The 22,077-nt window shown below is 38.6% G+C and carries 17 protein-coding genes; 8 read left to right on the top strand and 9 right to left on the bottom strand.

Annotation, left to right across the window (positions count from 1 at the left end):
- Window positions 1–47 precede the first annotated feature (47 nt).
- On the top strand, window positions 48–2,756 hold the full coding sequence (locus ACP6L2_RS00075) for a carboxypeptidase-like regulatory domain-containing protein (protein WP_440507208.1): 2,709 nt from the start codon (window positions 48–50) through the stop codon (window positions 2,754–2,756).
- A 328-nt stretch (window positions 2,757–3,084) separates the two neighbouring features.
- On the opposite strand, the gene ACP6L2_RS00080 is transcribed toward ACP6L2_RS00075, so the two are convergent.
- The 3 genes from ACP6L2_RS00080 to ACP6L2_RS00090 are packed head-to-tail and all read right to left on the bottom strand — an operon-like array spanning window position 3,085 to window position 6,667.
- Window positions 3,085–3,924, bottom strand: a complete 840-nt coding sequence (locus ACP6L2_RS00080; protein WP_440507210.1) for a DMT family transporter — start codon at window positions 3,922–3,924, stop codon at window positions 3,085–3,087.
- Window positions 3,924–4,907, bottom strand: a complete 984-nt coding sequence (locus ACP6L2_RS00085; protein WP_440507212.1) for a YihY/virulence factor BrkB family protein — start codon at window positions 4,905–4,907, stop codon at window positions 3,924–3,926. The genes ACP6L2_RS00080 and ACP6L2_RS00085 overlap by 1 nt, the downstream gene beginning before the upstream one ends.
- On the bottom strand, window positions 4,907–6,667 hold the full coding sequence (locus ACP6L2_RS00090) for an AMP-dependent synthetase/ligase (protein ID WP_440507214.1): 1,761 nt from the start codon (window positions 6,665–6,667) through the stop codon (window positions 4,907–4,909). The genes ACP6L2_RS00085 and ACP6L2_RS00090 overlap by 1 nt, the downstream gene beginning before the upstream one ends.
- 181 nt (window positions 6,668–6,848) lie before the next feature.
- Here ACP6L2_RS00090 and ACP6L2_RS00095 point away from each other — a divergent pair, with 181 nt between their 5' ends.
- Window positions 6,849–7,355 carry a hypothetical protein gene (locus ACP6L2_RS00095; protein WP_440507216.1) on the top strand — a complete coding sequence of 169 codons (507 nt, stop codon included), beginning with the start codon at window positions 6,849–6,851 and terminating at the stop codon, window positions 7,353–7,355.
- Window positions 7,356–7,432: 77 nt separating this feature from the next.
- On the opposite strand, the gene ACP6L2_RS00100 is transcribed toward ACP6L2_RS00095, so the two are convergent.
- Genes ACP6L2_RS00100 through ACP6L2_RS00110 form a run of 3 tightly spaced genes read right to left on the bottom strand, consistent with a single transcriptional unit; the run spans window position 7,433 to window position 10,582 of the window.
- The gene (locus tag ACP6L2_RS00100; RefSeq protein ID WP_440507218.1) at window positions 7,433–9,175 is read right to left on the bottom strand and encodes a M61 family metallopeptidase; all 1,743 of its coding nucleotides are present in this window, start codon (window positions 9,173–9,175) and stop codon (window positions 7,433–7,435) included.
- 52 nt (window positions 9,176–9,227) lie between these two features.
- Window positions 9,228–9,731, bottom strand: coding sequence for a dihydrofolate reductase (locus ACP6L2_RS00105; RefSeq protein WP_440507220.1), 504 nt, complete (start codon window positions 9,729–9,731; stop codon window positions 9,228–9,230).
- A 29-nt stretch (window positions 9,732–9,760) separates the two neighbouring features.
- Window positions 9,761–10,582 (bottom strand): thymidylate synthase, encoded by an 822-nt coding sequence (locus ACP6L2_RS00110; protein ID WP_440507222.1) that lies wholly within the window; start codon window positions 10,580–10,582, stop codon window positions 9,761–9,763.
- A gap of 116 nt (window positions 10,583–10,698) precedes the next feature.
- Here ACP6L2_RS00110 and mtaB point away from each other — a divergent pair, with 116 nt between their 5' ends.
- The gene (mtaB, locus tag ACP6L2_RS00115; protein WP_440507224.1) at window positions 10,699–12,018 is read left to right on the top strand and encodes a tRNA (N(6)-L-threonylcarbamoyladenosine(37)-C(2))-methylthiotransferase MtaB; all 1,320 of its coding nucleotides are present in this window, start codon (window positions 10,699–10,701) and stop codon (window positions 12,016–12,018) included.
- Between the two features lie 4 nt (window positions 12,019–12,022).
- Here the strand turns inward: mtaB and ACP6L2_RS00120 are convergent, their stop codons facing one another.
- From ACP6L2_RS00120 to ACP6L2_RS00130, 3 genes are all read right to left on the bottom strand, one after another.
- Window positions 12,023–12,415, bottom strand: coding sequence for a VOC family protein (locus ACP6L2_RS00120; protein ID WP_440507226.1), 393 nt, complete (start codon window positions 12,413–12,415; stop codon window positions 12,023–12,025).
- Window positions 12,416–13,147: 732 nt separating this feature from the next.
- Entirely contained in the window at window positions 13,148–15,412 is a 2,265-nt protein-coding gene (locus ACP6L2_RS00125; protein ID WP_440507228.1) for an inorganic phosphate transporter, read from the bottom strand.
- A 98-nt stretch (window positions 15,413–15,510) separates the two neighbouring features.
- Entirely contained in the window at window positions 15,511–16,407 is an 897-nt protein-coding gene (locus tag ACP6L2_RS00130; protein ID WP_440507230.1) for an EamA family transporter, read from the bottom strand.
- Window positions 16,408–16,580: 173 nt separating this feature from the next.
- Here ACP6L2_RS00130 and ACP6L2_RS00135 point away from each other — a divergent pair, with 173 nt between their 5' ends.
- From ACP6L2_RS00135 to rlmB, 5 genes are all read left to right on the top strand, one after another.
- Window positions 16,581–17,228 (top strand): C40 family peptidase, encoded by a 648-nt coding sequence (locus ACP6L2_RS00135; protein WP_440507232.1) that lies wholly within the window; start codon window positions 16,581–16,583, stop codon window positions 17,226–17,228.
- Window positions 17,229–17,364: 136 nt separating this feature from the next.
- Window positions 17,365–17,865 carry a hypothetical protein gene (locus ACP6L2_RS00140; RefSeq protein WP_440507234.1) on the top strand — a complete coding sequence of 167 codons (501 nt, stop codon included), beginning with the start codon at window positions 17,365–17,367 and terminating at the stop codon, window positions 17,863–17,865.
- 584 nt (window positions 17,866–18,449) lie between these two features.
- Window positions 18,450–19,178, top strand: a complete 729-nt coding sequence (gene aqpZ, locus ACP6L2_RS00145; RefSeq protein ID WP_440507236.1) for an aquaporin Z — start codon at window positions 18,450–18,452, stop codon at window positions 19,176–19,178.
- Between the two features lie 140 nt (window positions 19,179–19,318).
- Window positions 19,319–21,154, top strand: a complete 1,836-nt coding sequence (locus ACP6L2_RS00150; RefSeq protein WP_440507237.1) for a DNA polymerase III subunit gamma/tau — start codon at window positions 19,319–19,321, stop codon at window positions 21,152–21,154.
- Between the two features lie 80 nt (window positions 21,155–21,234).
- Window positions 21,235–22,023 carry a 23S rRNA (guanosine(2251)-2'-O)-methyltransferase RlmB gene (rlmB, locus tag ACP6L2_RS00155; protein ID WP_344674519.1) on the top strand — a complete coding sequence of 263 codons (789 nt, stop codon included), beginning with the start codon at window positions 21,235–21,237 and terminating at the stop codon, window positions 22,021–22,023.
- The last annotated feature ends 54 nt before the right edge of the window (window positions 22,024–22,077 follow it).

A 22,077-nucleotide genomic window follows, 5' to 3' on the forward strand; every position in this document is an offset into this window, starting at 1 on the left:
TCATTAAAAATTCAATATATTTAGCTTTTTCCAAAATTGAATATTTGATGAGTAAAGTTAACCGTATCGTATTCGCAATTATTGCCTTTATCGTAACTATTCCATACGCAAAATCACAAGAGAAACCAGCTATTCCTATTAATACAGCTGTTGAAAATGTACAGAAGTATTTCTCCGTTTACCCTGTTGAGAAAGTTCACATGCATTTCGATAAGCCTTATTATGCCGTAGGAGATACTCTTTGGTTTAAAACATATTTGAATACTAATCTTTTCAATTACAGTCCAAGTAAGATTGCTTATGTGGAAGTATTGAATGGACGAGATTCATTAATACAGACCATGCGTATTCCATTGAAAGAAGGTGCTGGTAATGGTCAATTGATTTTAGATCCACAATTCTATGCACAAGACAACTACCGTTTCCGTGCCTATACCAAATGGATGATGAACTTCGATATGGGATACTACTTTAATAAAGTGGTAACTGTAGGGGATGCCATCAATAAGAAATTAGGCGCAGAAATTACCTTTACACCTGATGGTAGCCGTACGAAAGCAACCTTGCAATTCCGTGGTCGTGATGGGCAATTATTAGTGAAAAAGAAATTGACTTGGGAAGCTAACGATGGTTGGGATGCCTTTGATAAAGGTAAAGGAGAAACGGATGAATTAGGCCGACTAACGGTTAATCTATCCAATAAAGAAAGCGATAAATTTAAGAAAGGGAGAATTGTTGTTAAGGTTGAAGACGCTGAAACATTAGTAGGCAATTATCCTTTAGCTAATGCACTTTTTAATGCCGATGTTCAATTCTTTCCAGAGGGTGGTGATCTTATTGCTGGATTAGCCAAGAAGGTAGCTTTTAAGGCTGTTGCCTCTAATGGTAAAGGAATCCGTATCAAAGGTAAAATCATAGACAGTAAGAAGAAGGAAGTAGCAACATTTGAAGACTTAGGATTAGGTATGGGAACATTTTCCATGTTACCTGTTTTAGGCGAAACATATAAGGCTATTGTAAGCTTTGATAATGGTACTGAAAGATCTTTTGATTTACCAGCTGTTGTATCTGATAAGATAAATGTGGTATTTACTACGCAAGATGCAGAATTTATCAACTTAGGCTTAGTAACCAATGAGGATTATTTTAAAAAGGTAGAAGGTAAACCGTATTATATTTTTGGACAATTGAATGGACACTTAGTTTATGCTGCGCAAGTTTCTATCAAGAGTTCCGTAGTTGCGATTAAGATCCCTAAAAAAGAATTGCCAAATGGTATAGTTCAATTGACCTTAATAACGCCGGATGGACAGCCTATCTCAGAACGCCTGGTGTTTATACAACCCCAACAGTTAATCGATATTAAGGTTTCATCAGATAAACCTAGCTATGCTCGTAAGGACTTGGTAAAGTTAAAATTGAACTTGAACAATTATATTGATAGTCTTCCAGGAACATTCTCTGTATCTGTAGTTGATGAGAAGAAAGTTCCTTACAATGACGATGATGATCGTGGTATTGTTAGTAACATGCTTCTAACCTCTGACTTGAAAGGTTATGTAGAAAAACCGAACTATTACTTCAACAGTAAAAACGAGAATAGAACAGAAGCTTTAGATGCACTTCTATTGACTCAAGGTTTCCGAAGATTTGAATATGCTGACTTGATTAAAGGCAAGCTTCCAATGGTTCGTTATATGCCTGAAGAAGGAATTGTAATCTCCGGTATCCTAAGAGATAACGTTGGGAAATTACAAACCGGAGCAGGATTATTATTAACCATTCCAGGAGGTGCTATTAAAAAGGATGCCTATACCGATGCACAAGGTCGCTTTGCTTTTGACAAGCTTGTATTTGCAGATTCCTTGAAAGCAACTGTCAATGCGCGTAGCAATGCGAACTATCGCTCATTGGTAATTACCATGGATCCTACTGAATTTCCAAAAATAGACGAAGAAAATCCATATAAGAGCTCCTTTGTTCAGAACATCGATCAGAACTTACAAGCATATTTAGATAACAGCAAGAAGGAATTTAGAACATCCAATCTTATTGAGGAAGTTGTAGTAACCAAGCGTGTAGAAAACAAACAAACAAGTAAAGACTTCTCTGCACTTTCTGGTCTATCCATGCCGGAGCATAGAATTGACGGAAGTCGTTTCGCAGGATGTAATGTACTATCCATGTGTTTAAATACCATGTTGACAGGTATAACTTATGACACCAACACATTGAAATACTACATCACTCGGAATTATAACCAAGGAAGTCGAGTTCCAGTACAATTCTTCTTAAATGGTATGCCGATCGATGAACCATCGTTAAATGCTATCCAAGTACCGGAGATTGAATCCGTAGAGATCTTCTTACGTGATGATTTAGGAACTGTTCGCAACCTGTATCAAAATGATGGTGTTGTTTCCATCATTACTAAAAAGGAAAAGAAACAACCACGTATGACATTGGCACAAATTGAAGCCATGTTACCGAAATCGAATGTTATTGACTTCTATCCTTTGGGATACATCAAAGAACGTAAATTCTATACCCCAAAATACAGCACTGCAGAAAGTAAACAAACCAGCGATTACCGTACTACGGTGTACTGGAATCCAGATATCCGCATCGAAAAATCCGGAGAAATCAACTTAGAATTCTACAACGCTGACGGAACTGGAAAATACAAAGTAGTGGTTGAAGGAAATGACCTAGGAGGTAATGTAGGCCGACAAGTGTATTATTATGACGTGAAGTAGACCGCTTGGGGTAGTATTTAGTAGAAAGTATTTAGTATTGAGACCTATTGGCGAGCCATCTAGATAGCACGTTAGGTAGGGGCGGTACTGAGTGAGTTTGAGGGAAGGGGATTAATCCCCGACGAAAACGAACGGAATGTCCGCCCGAAATAATTTGATATAATGAATTTATAGGCTGCGGTCGATGCATGCATCGACCCTACAAACATTCGTGAAATATTAAGCATAATCAACCCTAACTGTAGGGTCGAAGCATGCTTCGACCGTTAAGTAATATCCCCCTTTCTCAAATCTCACATCTCATATCTACTAGCGAAGCGGTCTCCTCCTAGCGCAGCGCTCTCATCCTAACATTCATTATGACGGCCAACAAAATCAAAACAATACCCAGCAAGGACCATTGTGTATAAGTCTCATCAAAGAAGAGAAATCCAAATATCAAGGCATATAAAACACCCAAATAATTCAAACTTGCCACTTTGGAAAGGTTAGCTCTTTGGTAAGAAAGCGTCATGTAATACTGCGCTAATTGTGTAAAGATTCCAATCAGTAAAAGTAGCAGCCAATCCCAACCGATTGGTGTGACCCAATTAAAAATCGTGTAAACTCCAACAAATGGAAGAGTAACCAATGGAAAATAGAAAATTATTACCAGGGGATGTTCCGAAGTCTTTAACTTGGCAATAATATTATAAGCGATAGCAGCGAATATAGCAGCAGACAATCCAATAAGTAATCCTAATGTGGATATCCGATTATCAAAACCTTTCAAGAGAATTACACCCAATATTGCCAGCCCAAAATACAGAAACTGTATTGGACGTACGGGTTGCTTGACAATGAAAATTCCTAAAAGGGCTGTGAAGAAGGGCGCCAGATAATTTATGGTTACAGCAGATGCTAATGGTAAATGTTGTAAGGTGTAGAATGAACCAATCAAACCCAAGCATCCTGCAACTCCGCGAAATATTAATAATTTTTTATTGTTGCCGAACAAAGGAATATTATCCTTTTTCAGAATTAGATAACTGGCGACAAAACTAAAAAGAGATCGGAAGAAGACCACTTCCAAAGTAGGGAGATGTGAAACTTGTTTTACACATACATTCATTAGGGCAAAGAATACGCCCGCAAGAAGCATATATATTATACTTTTTCTTTCCTCCACTATTGTATTGGGTCATTGTGTTTTTTGACAACTTCTCGTATACCTGTTTCTGGGTCGATTTCCAACTCGGTTTGTTTTACCAATACAGCGTAGGAAGTAGGTTGGATACCTTTACCATATTTAATAGCGTATTCCTTTGTAAACTCCGCTCCAAAGTACAAAATCGCAGCAGAGTAATATACCCAGGCCAAAAGGATAATAATGGATCCTGCAGCGCCATAGGAGCTTGCAGTTGCATTTGTAGATAGGTATAAGGAGATTAAGAACTTTCCGAACATGAAAAGCAGGGCTGTAAATAAGGCACCTCCTAGAATATCCTTGAAACGAACCCTGGCATCCGGTAAGAAAGCATAAATAATTCCGAATAAAGATGAGATAACCAAGAAGGTAATTGCAGTATTAATCCAATCGATCAAACTGATATCCCAGTTCTCCATAAACTGATTAAAGTAATCGGTCATAATGCCGATTACACTCGAAATAATAAGGGATGCCATCAAAAGGAATACTAATCCCAATATCATGGAGAAGGAAATCAAACGGTTAATGATCATTTTCAACCAACCTTTTTTAGGTTTTGGTTTTACTTTCCAAATGGAATTGATGGAATTTTGTATATCTACGAAAATAGTAGTCGAAGTAAACATCAATGTACCGACACCGATGATAATCCCGATGTTAGACTTGCTGTCAAGTGACAGGTTATGAACCGTAGATTCAAGTAGACTGGCTATTTCTTTACCGAAAATCTCGTTTAATTCACTCAAGACCTGTTCCCTAGCACCTTCACTACCATCTAAGGCAGATCCGTAAAAGAAACCTAAGGTCCAGGTCAATATCAATAGGAGAGGGCCAATGGAAAAAACCGTGTAATAGGCGAGCGATGCACTCAGTTTCATGCAGTTGTCTTCAGCAAAGCCATTACCTGCATTGATTAATAGTCTCCAGAAATCCTTAACCTTCGTCCAAATGGTATTCAACATTATTCCGTATAGATTTGCTTTATCGTGTCTTCATTTCGTTGCATGATGACTTTTCGTTTAAGACTTAATTTAGGTGTCAATTCACCAGCATCAATGGTCCATTCTTTGGACAGTAACTTAAACTTTTTCACCTGCTCCCAATGGCCAAAGTTAGACATTGATTGCGAAATAATTTGCTCATATTTTGATAAAACCTCCGGTTGCTTGATCGCTTCCTCTTTGGAGCCATATGGAATGCCTTTGTGATTGCAATATTTTTCCAATTCCTCAAAGGCTGGTACTATCAGCGCAGCTGGAAAACGTTGATTCTCTCCAATAACCATTACTTGAGCAATCAAAGTCGATTCCATTAATTTATTCTCTAAAACTTGTGGAGCTACATATTTACCTCCAGCTGTTTTGAACATTTCTTTTTTGCGGTCCGTAATACGTAAGAATCCATCAGAAGTTAATTCACCGATATCTCCAGTGTGAAGATACCCGCCGGTATCAATGGTTTCTTTTGTGGCCTCATCGTTCTTGTAATACCCTGAAGTAACACTTGGACCTTTTACCAAGATCTCTCCATCTTTGGCAATCTTCACGTCCAAATTATTCAATACACGACCAACAGTTCCAAACTTCACATCTTCCTCTTTCCAAGAATTTACAGCAATTACTGGTGAAGTCTCTGTCAGTCCGTATCCCTCCAAAACCTTGATATCTGCAGCCCAGAATACACGAGCTAATCTTTCTTGCAATGCCGCACCTCCTGAAATAATCAATTTGATGTTTCCTCCTAATGCATCTTTCCATTTTGAAAAGATCAACTTACGGGCAATACCTAATTGGAAGTTATAGAATCCAGAGTTTTTCTTAGGCTCCTGATATCTTAAACCTAAATTTAAAGCCCAGAAGAATAAAGATTTCTTAATACCAGTTAGATTTTTACCCTTTTCAACCACCTTGTCATAAACCTTCTCCAATACACGTGGTACAGTTGTGAACAAATCTGGTTTAACATCATTGATGTCAACAACAATATTATCTAGGTTCTCCGCATAATAAATCTGTACACCTTTAGAAAAATAAAGGTAAACCACCATTCTTTCGAAAATATGGCAAAGCGGTAGGAAACTTAATGCCTTTTTATATTCTGGTGTCACTAAGTGAAAGCAGGCTTCCACATTACTTATCAGGTTTTTGTGTGTTAGGAATACCCCTTTAGGTTTACCTGTAGTACCTGAAGTATAAATCAAGGTCAATAAATCCTCAAATTGTACGGCATCACGCAAAGGCTGAAGGTCAGTCTGCTGTTGCTTTCCTAATTCCAATACCTCTTTATAAGAGGCTCTACCATCAATATCATCAAAGGTATAAAGCGGTAAATCTTGATTGTTCTCTTTTAAAGCGTGATCAGCTTTCTTAGATAACTCCTCATTGCTGACAAAGAGCATTTTTGCTCCAGCATCATTCAGAATATAAATAAGATCCTGATTAGAAAGGGTAGGGTAAAGCGGTACAGTAGCTATACCAAGTTGATTACAAGCAAAGTCAATAAAGTTCCATTCCGGTCGATTACCAGACATGATAGCCACTCGGTCTCCTTTTTCAATCCCTTTGGCTAAAAGACCTTTACTTATATTATCTACTATTTCGATGAAATCATCGGTAGAATAGGTTTTCCAACCATCCTTTGAACGGCCGGCAACCATAATGTCTTTTTTGTATTCTTTATTATAGTTGTCGATCAAGTCGTACAACTTCTTAAAATTACTCATAGCTTAATCCCTTCCTTAATAATACTGATCAATTGGTTACTGATACTTAGGTAGGACTAATATATCATTTTTTAGGTAAAAACTATGCTTGCAGAATAATTTTTTGACTGAACTTATACATAATATGCGTTTTTTCCGTTTAGAAATAAATGCTATTTTTGATTGATTATACTTTTAAGAAATGAACAAATTTTTACAATTCACCTTTATTTTTGCCTTAACCTTCTTGGCCTTTGCGCCATCTGCGCAAGCTCAATTGTCATCACAACACGCCATAGGTGCTCGTTTCGGGTCGGCAACTGGTATCACCTACCGCTATACCCTTAACCCTGACCGTGCTATCGAAGGTATTCTTAGTGTTCAGAGCAATTCGACTTATAGCCGCTTCCGCTTGGTTGGACTATACCAATACCACAAACCATTGGTCGATAATATTTCATGGTATTGGGGTTTCGGTGGTAGTGTTGGCTCTTACACAGGTAAAGCATATACCACTGATGAAGGAAAACGCTTTGATAAGTATTCCGAATTGGCATTAAGTGTAGATGGTATTGTTGGATTAGAGTATAAAATACCTTCTGCTCCTTTAGCGATTTCATTAGACGCAAAACCTTACTTTGACTTCTTACAAGAATCCGGTTTCAATATTGTAAACGGACTTGGATTCTCGGTTAGATACATGTTCTAAGAGGAACAAAGAAAATAAAAAAGGGAGTTGTTCAATCGAACAACTCCCTTTTTTATTAGCTGAATTAGCTAAATATACTATTGGTTTAAAGATAACCAAATATCGCCTAAACGGCGTTGTTCTTCTGTGCTATTTGGATTGCGTTCAATGTAATACGATACTTTGTCGCTTGCTTTTAAACGCACCGGAATTTCCAACATTAGTCCTTCACGTGCTACCAATAAAGTTACTTCATCGCCTATTTGGCTATACAACATCGCCTGGTCTAATTCTCGACCTTGTATATCCAATCGATTCCCATTAACTGCCACGATTTCATCATCTACATTTAATCCATCCACCCAAGCTGCAGAATCACGATCCACTGCCTTAATGATTGTACGGCCATCGGTATGGGAAACCTTAATTCCCAAACTTGCTGTTTGTGTATCTCTGTTCTGATCAATAAATTGATAACCTACCAAGTTGAAATAAGCATTGTAATCGATATCCTCTGTTTGATAAACAGCCTCGAAAATTTCTTCCAAGGATACTCCTGTTACGCGTTCTGCTAAATCTTGGAATTCCTTTTCATCAATACCTCGATTTTCAATCAAATAGAACTGTTCATAAGCCGCTTTTAACACATCATCTAAACAATGCTTTCCTTGGCTTTGCGCAATGATTTTAAGGTCAATCATACAGGCTAGCATAGCCCCCTTATTATAGTAGGAGATACTTACATTGATCGAATTCTCATCAGGACGATATTGCTTGATCCAAGTGTCGAAACTGGATAAACCAACGGATTGAACCCGATGGCCAGGACGATTTAATACCAGATTGAATTCGGATACTAATTCCGTTAGATATTCTTGTTCATCCCTGAAACCACAACGACGTGTAATTAAGTTGTCGTAATAAGCGGTAAACCCTTCAAAGATCCAAAGCAATGGGGTGTAATTTTCCTCCTCATAATTGAATGGACCAAGATTTCTAGGTCTTAGGCGTTTTACATTCCATAAGTGGAAATATTCATGCGCCACTAAACTCAGAAAATTATTATAACCTAATCTGTTGATGTAGGCATTCCTCGATGCAGCTAAAACGGTTGAATTTAAGTGTTCTAATCCACCATGTGCACTCTGATAATTATGGGTAATAAATACATAACGATCGTTAGGATTAGAACCCCAAATGCGTGTTTCCTCCGCTACGATTTTCTGAATATCCTGAGTCAGTAATTCTTGGTTGTAATTTGCTGGTCCTACCATCGCAAATTCATGTGGAATACCTGCGGCATCAAAGGTCCAAGTTTCTTGATTTCCAATTTCCAAAGGAGAGTCAAACAAGATGTCAAAGTTTGGCGACTTAAATAAGTTCTCCACGGTAGGTTCTTCTTCTAAACCGGTGGAGATTTTAGTCCATTGCGTTGGCAGGATGACTTGTACTGTGCTCGGATGGTCCAACTGCCCATCAATGTAAAAGAATGTTCCTGCCGGACTAATAAAGGCATGAGTAGCATCCACAAAGTTTGTTCTTACGGATTTTTCAAAAGAATATACCCGATAAGAAAAGGCAAAGTCCTGTCCGAAAGAATTAACCCGCCAAGTATTTTTATTCGTTTTTTCTACGAAAAGGGCATCTCCCGAGCTGCTGACAGCATTGACATGCTCTACGTTCTTGGAAAACTCCCGAATCAAATAAGAACCAGGCGTCCAGACAGGCATCTTTAAGTCGATGTGGTCCTGACCAAATCCTTCAATAAACATACTGACCTCCACATAATGTGCCTGAGGTTCTAGAAACGAAAGTTGAAAGTGAATGCTGCTTGTACTCATAGTTTTTTGTTAAACGTAAAAAGGGAACCCATAATCGGCTTCCCTTGTTTCCTTATTTTTTTCTTGTATAAGTCTCGAATGTATAGGCAAATTGATGCTTCTCATCTTTTTCATGCGCCTCCGAGCTTTGCAATTCCCATTCTTGCGCAGGTAATTCTGGAAAGAATGCATCGGCATCTTCTATGGTAGTATGTACTCTAGTTAATAAGACTTTTTCTGCCATAGGCAATGCTTGCTTATAAATTTGAGCCCCACCAATGATGAAGATTTCATTTTCATCCCGGCAATAAGTCATCACCTCGTGCAAGCTGTTTGCTACATCGACATCTTCATGAATGAATGTCGCCGAACGTGAAACAACAATATTTCTACGTCCAGGAAGTGGCTTGCCAATGGATTCGAATGTCTTTCTTCCCATAACAATGGAATGATCCATCGTTTCTTTTTTAAAGAATTTGAAATCATTCGGTAAATGCCAAGGCATTTGATTGCCTTTTCCAATCGCGTTATTTTCTGCTGCAGCCACAATTAATGTGACAGTAGGGGTATTGATCATCTTTAATTTTATGTTTACTAATTACCGCACTATACAGCTACTGGAGCCTTGATATGTGGGTGACTTTCATAATTTACTAACTCGAAATCTTCAAATTTAAAGTCGAAAATATCTTTTACCTCAGGATTGATCTTCATCGTCGGTAATGCTTTCGGCTCACGCGATAATTGCAATTCCGTTTGTTCAAAGTGATTACTGTAAATATGTGCATCGCCTAATGTATGAACAAATTCTGCTGCTTCCATATCACAAACTTGTGCCACCATCATCGTCAATAGGGCATAAGAAGCGATATTGAACGGAACACCAAGAAAAATATCAGCGCTACGTTGGTATAGCTGACAAGACAATTGTTGTTTTAAGATTCCGTTCTCTGGATCTGCCGGTGCCACATAGAACTGAAAGAAAGCATGACATGGAGGTAAAGCCATATGCTCAATCTCGCCTACATTCCATGCGGAGACAATTATTCTACGGGAATCTGGTGAGGTTTTAAGCTGCTTGATGACTTGGCTGATCTGATCGATATGTCTACCATCTGGGGTTGGCCATGAACGCCATTGAGAACCATAAACAGGTCCTAGATTTCCTTCCGCATCTGCCCACTCATCCCAAATACTAACACCATTCTCTTTCAAGTATTGAATATTGGTCTCGCCACGTAAAAACCAAATTAATTCGTGGATAATAGAACGTAAATGCAGTTTCTTTGTCGTAACCAATGGAAAACCTTCCTTCAGGTTAAAGCGCATTTGATACCCAAATACACTTTTTGTTCCTGTTCCGGTACGGTCAGTTTTTTCAACTCCTGTGGTATACACATGTTTCAATAGATCCAAATACTGCTGCATAGCGTTTTTTCCTTTTTTGACTTAGCTACGAAGATACCTTTTTTTAGATCATCAGAATATCACAATTTTTCAACAACTAACAATTTGAAGCTTTTTGTGTATTTTTGCAAAATATCATGGGAAAAAAAGTTGCTTTCTATACCTTGGGTTGTAAACTGAACTTTTCAGAAACATCCTCTATAGGCCGAATCTTTAAAGATGCCGGTTACGAAACGACGCCTTTCAATAGTGCGGCTGATGTGTATGTTATTAACACCTGTTCGGTGACCGATCATGCTGACCGAAAGTGTCGTAAGGTGGTGAAAGAAGCGCTTAAACATTCCCCAAATGCCTACATTACCATCGTAGGTTGTTATGCACAGCTAAAACCTAAGGAGATTTCTGAAATCCCCGGGGTGGATATGGTGCTTGGTGCTGCCGAGAAATTCAATATCCTGGAGCATATCAATGACTTGACCAAAAATGAGAAAGCAGTTGTGCACAATGCACCAATCGATGAAACCCATCAATTTGTTTCCGCTTTTTCTATTGGTGATCGTACTAGAACCTTTCTAAAAGTTCAGGATGGTTGTGATTATTCTTGTACTTTCTGTACCATTCCTTTAGCAAGGGGAGCTAGCCGTTCAGGCAAGATTGAGGATATCGTAAAACAAGCCGAAGAGATTGCTGCATCTGGAGTGAAGGAAATCGTGTTGACAGGTGTGAATATTGGTGATTTCGGTGTTCGTGATGGAAAACGTCAGGACCGTTTTGTTGATTTGGTGAAAGCCTTTGATGAAGTAGAAGGGATTGACCGAATTCGTATTTCCAGTATTGAGCCAAACTTATTGACCAATGAGATTATTGAATTTGTGGCTGAGTCGAAACGCTTTGTGCCGCATTTCCACATGCCTCTTCAATCTGGAAATAATCAGGTATTAGCCAAAATGCGCCGTCGCTATAAACGTGAACTTTATGCAGAACGTGTTGCTAAAATAAAATCCTTGATGCCGAACTGCTGTATCGGTGTCGATGTGATTGTTGGATTCCCTGGAGAAACACGTGAAGACTTTATCGATACCTACAACTTCTTAAACGACATGGATATTTCCTATCTCCATGTATTTACCTACTCAGAAAGAGAGAATACCATCGCTGCCCAAATGGAAGGTGCAGTACCTGGTGCACAACGTAGTGATCGAAGCAAGATGCTACACATCCTTTCAGAAAAGAAACGTCGAGCATTCTATGAATCGCAATTGGGAGCAGAGGATTTAGTTCTATTCGAAGGCGATATCAAGGACGGCTATATGCATGGTTTCTCCAAGAATTATGTGAAGGTACGTACGGAGTATGATCCATTATTGGTAAATGAAGTCGTTCCTGTCAAATTCTTGAGCATTTCAGAATCAGGTGATGTCGATATTGAAGAAATCCCTGAGGTATTAACCCACTAGTCGTTTATTTCGAAGGATAAATCTGATGCAAGGCAATTCTATTGCCTTCGCAATCACCAAATTCTGCAACAATATACCGTAAATTATCCTCGATTTTTTTCGGAAGGATAACCGTACCACCTGCTTTAAGGACATTGCTCAATACGGCGTCGATATCATAGGTCTTGTAATAAAATGCTACCTGATTACTATTGGGTCGGTACATGTCACCTTTTGCTAAGGCGCCACAGATACCTAGATTTTCTTCCTGAAAACTTAGTTGTTCAATGCCATTTCGCTCGACTAACTCTTTCTCAAATTCAAACCCGAAGACTTGCGTGTAGAATGCTGCTGCACGAGATAAATCATAAACCGGAATCTCGAAATACACCTTGGGAACTTTAACAAACTCTTCCATATCTTCTGCTTTAAGTAATATCCTAAATTAAAACAGCAATGTAACCTAATCATTACCTCATAGTTAATTAAACGTATAATTGTTGTAAAAAGTTGTAAAGGCTTTAATGTTGGGTAGATTCTTTTTAGAACAATGAAGTGTGAATTGGATTTTCTCCGTGTATAAATTTGTAATTGCAGTTATTTGCTCCGTGACTCTTGCGGATTTTTTAAGGATATAGAATGGATCTTGTTCGGATCTCGTTCGCTTCTAACCGAACGAGATCCGAAGGAGTTCCGAACAAGTTCCGAAGGAGATCCGAAGAAGTGGCGGAGCAAACCCTTGTGAGAGACGTTTAGACACCAGACAAAAGACAACAGAATTTCAGGTCTGTCCCTTTGAATATATAGTTTAATATATAGGCGGTCGATGCCTGCATCGACCCTACAAACAATCGTGAAATTATTAACCCTATTACCGATAACTGTAGGGTCGAAGCATGCTTCGACCGCATTGATTTTATATTAACTGTAAAAACAGTTATAGAAAGCCCATAAAAAAAGGCAACAGAATTTGAAAATCAGTTGCCTTTTCTATATAGTTTAAAGTTCGATCATCTTCGATTCTCGATGACGAGATCTGTGGGTGGGAAACAGAGACTCTTCGCTTCGCTCTGAGTTGTAAATGACGATCCTAATATCCCGCCAATAGGTCTTTATACTAATTACTATCGACTAAATACTGCCCGCAGGGCTATTTATTTCTAATCCTAAAGCTTTCAAATTCCTTGTGTAAGCGAAGGAGTTTGAAGGTTGAACTGATAAGTTCATTTGTTTCTAATAGGATAGAGAAGTATAAGCGTGAGTTTTTCGGACTGTTCTCTGATGTTCTGATACGATCGATTTGCTTGTCCAAAAGGTTATTGATATAGTCTTGAATGTTTTCACGTTCTTTGATCAGCTCATCAATTTTGGAGAAATCTAGACGTTTATAGGTCATGTGGATTTCCGAGAACCAATTACCGATCTGTTCTACAACATATTTTAAGTCTTTAGCCTGACTAATGCGCAGGTGTTTGTGGTTGTTGTCCACATGCGAAAGAGCATTGGAATTAATAACAGCCACATTCTCCACCATATCTTGAAGGTAGCCTAGGGAAATGATATAGTAACGACTTCCTTTTACCGAGCTATCATCTAGGTTTCGGATAAACTCATACATGGAATTATTGGTCGAGTTCAAATCGGCAATTAGTTTCTTAACCAATTTTTTATTCATGGTAAGAGCGACCAGGTCTTCTTTAATGAGGGAGTCAATAGATTCCTTGTAGAAAATATTGGTTTTAGAGAAAGTCTCACTGATTTGTTGTGCACTGGTTTCAATTACCTGTTGTAAACCAATGATATCTGCTTTTTCTAAGTTTAATTCCTGCAATGCTTTTGCTTTGATTTTCTTATCGTGGCTCTTTGCATTTCTATATAATAATAAAGCCAATACGACTAGGGAAATTACGAAGGTTACAATTCCTCCGATTTTAAGGAAATAAGCGAATATGAAGGCTCCTAGGAAGGCACAGCCAGCAGTAACAAACCAGCCACCTATTACATGGAAAACACCTGATACGCGATATACAGCGCTCTCACGACCCCAAGCACGGTCAGCAAATGCAGTACCCATAGCCACCATAAACGTGACGTAGGTAGTGGATAATGGAAGCTTCATGGAGGTTCCCAAAGCGATCAAGCTACTTGCTACCATTAGGTTTACCGATGCACGAATCATATCGAACATAGGTTCGTCTTTACTCTTTTTCTTCTTTTCCTGAGCAATCATAGGATGCTCGAATTTCTTGTCTAGACTTGCTTGCATGGTGCGTGGCATGACATAGGTCAATACGGAGCCAATGCGTATAAATCCACGTACAATGCTTCTAGAAAGCATATTAGATTTGAACTTCTCATTACCATCACCTTGGTTGGAAAGACTCATTTCTGTTTCGATTACAGTTTTAGCTTTCTTGGAAGTCCATAGGGTAATGACCATAATCAATCCGGCAATCACCAAAGCCCAAAGTGGAGCTACTATTTCTGAAGAGGCTAGGGCATCCATGGTATAACCATCAGGATTGGCCATAGGGACACTTTGGAAGATTTCTACAGATTGCATGGCTGCAACCGGTACACCAATAAAGTTCACCAAGTCATTCCCAGCAAAGGATAATGCTAAAGCAAATGTTCCAATACCAATGATGACCTTTAAGATGTTATAGCCTAACAGATTGATGATGTAACTGACAATTGTAAATAGAACAAAACTACCACCTAACAAGGTTAGGTCATGTGTTTTTACCCATTCTTTTATATCGCTACTTAAGAAGCTTACCTCTTTCATCCCTTTGATCAGAATGAAGTAGGAGATGGATGCCATAGCGATACCGCCAAAGATTACACCAATGGTTTTTAGTTTTTTCTCGAATTGGAAAGTGAAAAGTACACGTGAAATATATTGTACAATCATTCCGACCGAGAAAGATATAATGACGGAAAGTAATATGCTATAGACAATTTCGGATGCCTTCTGTGTGTTGATATAAGATGCTAATGTAGCAAAGTTGCCATCGGTAGTAGCGATCTTGTACAAAGCCAAACAGATAGCAGCTCCTAGGAGCTCAAACACAATGGAAACAGTGGTAGAGGTTGGTAAGCCGAAATAATTGAATACATCCAAGAGGATAATATCCGTGATCATGACGGCAAGGAATATGGTTATGACATCATCGAATGTAAATTTACTGGGGACATAGATTCCAGATCGGGCAATTTCCATCATTCCAGAGGAGAATACGGAGCCAAATAGGATCCCTAAGCTGGCGATGATCATGATGCTTTTAAAAGGAATTGCTTTAGAGCCGATTGCTGAGTTTAAAAAGTTGACAGCATCGTTACTGACCCCAACCATCAAATCGATGACCGCAAGTACGGCTAAGGTAATCAGGACTAGGTAAAGATAATTTTCCATGTGAAGTTTATGTTATTTGCTTTTTGAATAGCTCTGTGATTAACATTTTTGTGTTCGGAAAGTTTAGAATGTACAAGTTTAGGCAAAATTACATCAAATCAGGCATTTGATTTAACCAAATTCTTCCAAATAATCACGCCCAATATAAAGAATACACCCACCCATTTTAAAAAACTAACGGATTCCTGCAAAACTAAATAGGACGTGCAGACAGCAACCGGTAATTCTACAGCGCTCAATACTGAGCCTAGTGAATAGCCTGTTTTAGGTAGACCATAAGCGAAAAGAAAAGGTGGTATAACCGTCCCAAATAATGCGAGCAATATTCCGTAAGGCAAAATGCCGTTCAGGATTTCTAAATTGAAAAGGGTAAATGGTTGTAAGGTAATGAAGATTAAGGCGCAGGCACCGGTGATCATAATGGCTGATTTGTGTACTGCCGAGTAATCGTTTCCGACACGTCCATTAACAATCATAAAGATGGAATAGGCCGTGGCTGCTAAGAGACCGTAAATAAGACCTTCATTCGAAAAACTGGATAAAGGCTCCTCAATCATTCCAGTGGCAAACAAAGTTCCTAGAAGTATCAGTACAATGACTAGAATTTGTTTTAAATCTGGTCTGGCTTTGAAAAAGATAAATTCTATGAGCTGACCGATCCAGATGTATTGCATCAAGAGGACGATCGCCAAAGAGGCTGGGACCAATTGAACACATTTATAGTAGAGGATACTCACTGCACCGGTACTAACCCCACTTAAGAGGATTTTCCATGCTGGGGATTTTGGTTTTGGAGGGGATGTTGTAGATTTCTTACCGAAGGCGAGCCAAATAAACCATAGGAGCCAAAGTATGCTGGCACCTAAAAGGGCCTGAATTCCGGTTACTTCGCCGAGGTTATAGCCTTGCTCATAAGCCTTCTTTACAAAAGTGGATAAAATTCCAAAGCTTGCGGCGCCTATAAAAACAGCAATGGCACCTTGGGTCTTTTTCATAGCCTGCAAAATAACGGAAATTATACCATAGTACTTTCAATAGAATTGTCATATTGAAGTCCTTTATGCCCTTTCTGACTCGTACTAGCGTAAAATATCGGCTATATTCTTGCCTGGCAAAGATGGGATTCCTAGTTTAGTATGCATGTGGCAAGATAAAGTAAATCACATCTGTGGAAAAAAAGCGATTGGAGGAAGATTTGATTAAGGTTTATTTTTGGAGAGGAGGTTTTATGCGTATCAGCTACAGTTGGATTATTCTATTATCGGCAATTTTATTTCTAAGTTCCTGTGGAGCGAGGAAGAAGACTATGGGGCGTCCAACAGCTGGAGCCGTAAAGCCAAATAAAAATGCGCCAATTTCTGATGCGTCCGACGCGCGTGGGATGGAGTTCAGCAATAATAAATTGGAGAACTATGCGCACCTGTTAGGTGTAAAAACCAAAGATCTGGATAGTAAAAGTCTTTATTACATGATTGACGATTGGATGGGTACTCCGCATCGTATGGGTGGACTAGACAAAGGAGGGGTGGATTGCTCCGGCTTTGTGGGTATGCTCTATCAGAAAGTTTATGGGAAAGATCTGCCTAGAACATCCAGGGATATGGCAGAAAAAGTGAAAAGGAAATATGATGATCAATTAAAAGAAGGTGATTTGGTATTCTTTTCTTTCGGAGGCCGAAACATAGATCATGTAGGAATTTACTTGCACAATGGGAAGTTCGTACATGTGTCCACAAGAAAGGGTGTTATTATCTCCAACCTCAAAGATGCTTGGTATTCCAAATACTTTACCCGCTGCGGTACACCAAATATTTAAGTCCTTTCCATCAGACCAAAACGAACTGCTTTAGTTATATACATTGTAATCCTAATGTAAGAAGCTCAGTATTCCTAAATAAAGCGCAATTATTAGCTATAAATCTTTATTTTTGTGCACAATTTGAAGAACAGTCATGTCTGATAAAAGCAAAAAGATATTCTTAGCACTTAGTATAGTCGTTCCATTTTTGATCTATTGTGTTTATTACTATTCCAATATGATTAAGAATGCTCCATATCGTTTTACGGATTTCGAATCTGTAGATATTCGCTATGGTTTTCCGGATTCCATGTTGAATCATTTTAATTCCAAAACTGCGGATTACGAATACTTAACTAAGGATGGTCAATTAATCAAGGATACGTTAAGATTGCGTAATGATGATTTGTTGTATCTACACCGTAAAGCTCAAGAATTGGGTTTTTGGAATGTGCAAGATGATATGACGACTTCAGCAGCAGATAAGAAGGAATTAGCGAGAGTTCCTCGATATACTTTGACCTTTAAATACAAGGAGAAGACGAAGTCCGTTACGATGGATGCTGATTATGCAGGCAATCCTAAGATGTTTGAAGCAGCAAGAACTACCGTTGATGAGGTGATGCGCATGTTAGCAAGCGCGAAGACTCGATAATATTTATTATTTAATTTTCTCTTAACGGTAACTTTATGATATAGCCATACCTTTGGGTCAAGTAATTTGTTTCAATAAATTGTTTGGTGATTAAAAGGTTATTAGGTAAACAAGAAAAGAGGTCGATGTGATATCGACCTCTTTTTAATTTTATAGCATCATTCCATGTGATGTTGTGGATTTATAGCCAATAATATTCCATCCTTTTTCATGACTGCTGTTAATTTTTCTGTTTGATCGTAGTTTCATTACAAAAGAACCTTCGATTCGTAATTATTTTTCCACAATCGATCTTCAAGTGGAAATAAAATTAATGTTCCATTTAAATCTGCATTAGTTAAAGAAATTATGATTGAAATCATAAAATAAAATATATTGATTCTCAATATGAAATTTTATTAAATGGTCTAGAATTAATAAAACTTTAGCGAAAATTTTATCTTATAAATCACGTCTATATTTATTTCTGACTATTTAATAAATATTGATTATGGTAAATTACATTGTGGTTTATTTTCTACGATGGGGTTATTTGAATGTGAAAAAGCTATAATAATCATTAACTTGTTCCAAAATATTAAATTATGGAAACAAAAATTTCATCAAAATTCATTGCTGAACTGATTGGAACATTCGGTTTAGTATTGTTTGGCTGTGGGGCTGCTGCCATTGCTGGCGGTGATACGCTGGCCCAAACATCAGGCTTGGGTTTATTGGGTATTTCTCTGGCATTCGGTTTATCCGTAGTCGTATTTGCTTACGCTATTGGCGGAATTTCTGGTTGTCATATTAATCCTGCAGTAACCATTGGTGTATTAGCTGCTGGAAGGATTTCAGCTCGCGATGCGATTGTTTATATTGCTGCTCAAGTAATAGGCGCGATATTAGGTGCATTCGTGTTGAAGACAATCTTAACCGGGCAAACGAATGGTTTTCATGCTGGAGAATGGGCATTTGGTTCCAACGGATGGGGTAAAGGCTATCAAAATGAGTACAACATGATGTCTGCTTTTATTACTGAAGCTGTTCTGACTGCAGTATTCTTATTTGTTATCCTTGCTACGACTTCTAAAGTTGGAAATGGTACCATGGCCGGTTTGGCTATTGGTTTAACGCTCGTGTTGATCCACATGGTTGCTATCCCTATTACCGGGACTTCAGTAAACCCTGCAAGAAGTCTAGGTCCTGCAATATTTGCTGGAGGAGAGGCTATATCGCAGTTATGGTTGTTCCTAGTGGCGCCAATTGTAGGTGGAGTTGTAGGTTCTGTGTTATGGCGAGTGACCTATTCTGAAAATAAAGTTGCTGCTTAAATTGGCTTTTGTGAATTAGTTCAATATAGGGAGTTGCCTTTTGGGTGACTCCTTTTTTTATATGCTTTGTATTCTCATTTTTTACTGGTGCTGATGGTTCTCTTACTTGCGCTAGAACCTTAAAATGTTTATCTTCGTGTATGGATAATTTTATTGTTTCTGCTCGGAAATATAGACCGGTTACTTTTGACTCGGTTGTAGGCCAGCAGCACATTACCGGGACCTTAAAAAATGCGATTCATAATCAGCAATTAGCGCAAGCATTTTTGTTTTGTGGTCCTCGTGGTGTGGGTAAAACGACTTGTGCCCGTATCCTAGCAAAGACAATAAATTGTGAGAATATCAGTGAAAATGCAGAGGCTTGTGGGGAATGTGATTCCTGCAAAGCTTTTCAAAATGGTAATTCTTTCAGTATTCATGAGTTAGATGCTGCATCCAATAACTCCGTAGAGGATATTCGTTCCTTAATCGAGCAAGTGCGCATACCGCCTCAAACAGGCAAGTACAAAATATACATCATTGATGAGGTGCACATGCTTTCTCAGCAAGCATTCAATGCTTTCCTGAAAACGTTAGAGGAACCACCTTCCTATGCTATTTTTATTTTAGCTACAACAGAAAAACATAAGATATTGCCAACCATTCTCTCCAGATGTCAAATCTTTGATTTTAATCGAATCAAGGTAGAGGATATGGCAAATCATTTGGCAAATATTGCCAACAAAGAAGAGGTTTCTTTTGAGGCTGATGGTCTGCATGTCATTGCACAAAAAGCTGATGGTGGACTGCGTGATGCCTTGTCCATGTTTGATCAAATTGTTAGCTTCTCCAACAAAAACCTAACCTATAAAGCAGTCATTGATAATCTTAATATTCTAGATTACGATTATTACTTTCAGCTATTAGATGCTGTAAATTCAGAAAACTCCGCACAGGTATTGTTGCTTTTTGATCAGATCCTGAATAAGGGCTTTGATGGAGGGCACTTTATTTCTGGTTTATCCAGTCATATTCGCAATTTATTGGTTACCAAAGATCCTTCAACATTGAAGTTGTTGGAGACGAGTGAGAATGTGAAAAAGCGTTACTTGGAGCAGTCACAACAGATTAGTAGTGGCTTGATGTTGTCTGCATTGAACATTGCGAATCAATGTGAGGTAAACTATCGAGTAAGTAAGAATCAACGCCTTCAAGTAGAATTGGCCTTACTAAAGATGTGTCATCTTTCCAGTGCAATTCAAATGGCCAACAACGGTTCATTAGCAAATGCTGATCTAAAAAAAAAACTCCCTGACTCAGGGGTAAAACAAGCTGCGCCAAGTCCTAAACCTACTGGTACTTCCACAGAATTCAATGCAGGAGTTACGGGGCAGATAAAACCTAGTACGCCTGTGCCTACTCCTCCAAAAGAGGTTAGCCCATCTTCTAATACTACAGTTCCACCGGTATCTACTACTAAATCCGATGTCCCACAAAGCACGAATACAAGCGGTACAGGACGTTCATGGGGGGCAATTAAACCTTCGGTAGTTGTTCCAGATTTGAAAAAGATATTGACTGCTGATAAAAAGACAGAGGAAGAAGAAGAGGAATTAGTTCAGGGTAATGATTACTTCGAGGTAACAACAAATGCCTTCTTAAGCCAATGGAATAGTTTTGCTGAACGCATTAAAGCAGAAAACAGAATTACACTATTCACCGTCATGAGGAGCAATACTCCAACTCTTGAAGGGACGAAGATCCGTATCGAGGTGGAGAACATGGTGATGATGGATGAACTAAAAAAGGGTAAAATTGATATCCTCAATTATTTACGTCCAGCCTTACGCAATTTTGCTTTGGATGTTGAAGGTGTCATGGTGGAAACCACCCGCGAGAGAAAACCTTATACTTCTCAGGAAAAATACCAAGCTATGGTTGCTAAAAACCCGGCATTAGATCAATTACGAAAAACCTTCGATTTGGGGCTTAGCTAAGTAATAAATTGCTACTTTTGTAGGATTCAAGAACGAGGTTGTTTTTGAATGGCAATCGTATTATTATAATTCAACAGCACATGCAACAATATCAGCGTAGAGAGGGTGGGGATAGAAGAGAGAAAAAAGAAAGTAATCAAATGGTTTTCGGTATTCGTGCCGTTATGGAAGCCATCGATAGTGGTAAAGAAATTGAATCCCTATTTGTTCAACGTGGTCTTTCAGGACCATTGTTCGCTGAATTTAAAGCATTGGTGAAAGAATATGAGGTCGCTTTTCAACAAGTTCCTATTGAGAAATTAAACCGCATTACGCGTAAGAACCACCAAGGTGTCATCGCTATTATATCTCCAATTGTTTATCAGAATATCGAAGAGATCCTTCCAGAAATCTATGAGAAGGGTGAAACGCCTTTATTCTTGATGTTGGATGGTGTAACGGATGTCCGTAATATGGGTGCTATAGCCAGAACAGCAGAATGTGCTGGTGTACATGCGATCATCGTTCCTAAGCGTGGGTCTGCAGAGATTAATCCGGATGCCATTAAGACATCTGCTGGAGCATTGTATAAAATTCCAGTATGTCGTCAGGATTCCTTATCCAAGACAGCTAAATTCCTAATCGAGTCTGGTGTACAATTGGTCGTAAGCACAGAGAAAACACAAGATTCCATTTATGATGTGGATTATACTGTTCCTTCTTGTATCATTATGGGTGCAGAGGATGTAGGTGTATCCGATGATTTAATTCGTATTTCCGATAAATTGGCGAAGATTCCGATGTTTGGAGAAATTGAATCCTTAAATGTATCTGTTTCTGCCGCTGTCGTTATTTACGAGGCAATCCGTCAACGTCAAATAAACGCTTAAATTGGTAGATAAGCTTAGGCAATCTGTTCACAGGCAATTTCGAGTCTACCGATA

This window comes from Sphingobacterium lactis (genome assembly GCF_051951495.1).
Classification (GTDB): domain Bacteria; phylum Bacteroidota; class Bacteroidia; order Sphingobacteriales; family Sphingobacteriaceae; genus Sphingobacterium; species Sphingobacterium lactis_A.

What these genes read in the sequence shown, in the direction of transcription:
- ACP6L2_RS00075 (WP_440507208.1), top strand. Translation starts at nt 48, where the DNA reads ATGAGTAAAGTTAACCGTATCGTATTCGCAATTATTGCCTTTATCGTA.
- ACP6L2_RS00085 (WP_440507212.1), bottom strand. Translation starts at nt 4,907, where the DNA reads ATGTTGAATACCATTTGGACGAAGGTTAAGGATTTCTGGAGACTATTA.
- ACP6L2_RS00090 (WP_440507214.1), bottom strand. Translation starts at nt 6,667, where the DNA reads ATGAGTAATTTTAAGAAGTTGTACGACTTGATCGACAACTATAATAAA.
- ACP6L2_RS00095 (WP_440507216.1), top strand. Translation starts at nt 6,849, where the DNA reads ATGAACAAATTTTTACAATTCACCTTTATTTTTGCCTTAACCTTCTTG.
- ACP6L2_RS00100 (WP_440507218.1), bottom strand. Translation starts at nt 9,175, where the DNA reads ATGAGTACAAGCAGCATTCACTTTCAACTTTCGTTTCTAGAACCTCAG.
- ACP6L2_RS00105 (WP_440507220.1), bottom strand. Translation starts at nt 9,731, where the DNA reads ATGATCAATACCCCTACTGTCACATTAATTGTGGCTGCAGCAGAAAAT.
- ACP6L2_RS00110 (WP_440507222.1), bottom strand. Translation starts at nt 10,582, where the DNA reads ATGCAGCAGTATTTGGATCTATTGAAACATGTGTATACCACAGGAGTT.
- mtaB (WP_440507224.1), top strand. Translation starts at nt 10,699, where the DNA reads ATGGGAAAAAAAGTTGCTTTCTATACCTTGGGTTGTAAACTGAACTTT.
- ACP6L2_RS00120 (WP_440507226.1), bottom strand. Translation starts at nt 12,415, where the DNA reads ATGGAAGAGTTTGTTAAAGTTCCCAAGGTGTATTTCGAGATTCCGGTT.
- ACP6L2_RS00125 (WP_440507228.1), bottom strand. Translation starts at nt 15,412, where the DNA reads ATGGAAAATTATCTTTACCTAGTCCTGATTACCTTAGCCGTACTTGCG.
- ACP6L2_RS00130 (WP_440507230.1), bottom strand. Translation starts at nt 16,407, where the DNA reads ATGAAAAAGACCCAAGGTGCCATTGCTGTTTTTATAGGCGCCGCAAGC.
- ACP6L2_RS00140 (WP_440507234.1), top strand. Translation starts at nt 17,365, where the DNA reads ATGTCTGATAAAAGCAAAAAGATATTCTTAGCACTTAGTATAGTCGTT.
- aqpZ (WP_440507236.1), top strand. Translation starts at nt 18,450, where the DNA reads ATGGAAACAAAAATTTCATCAAAATTCATTGCTGAACTGATTGGAACA.
- ACP6L2_RS00150 (WP_440507237.1), top strand. Translation starts at nt 19,319, where the DNA reads ATGGATAATTTTATTGTTTCTGCTCGGAAATATAGACCGGTTACTTTT.
- rlmB (WP_344674519.1), top strand. Translation starts at nt 21,235, where the DNA reads ATGCAACAATATCAGCGTAGAGAGGGTGGGGATAGAAGAGAGAAAAAA.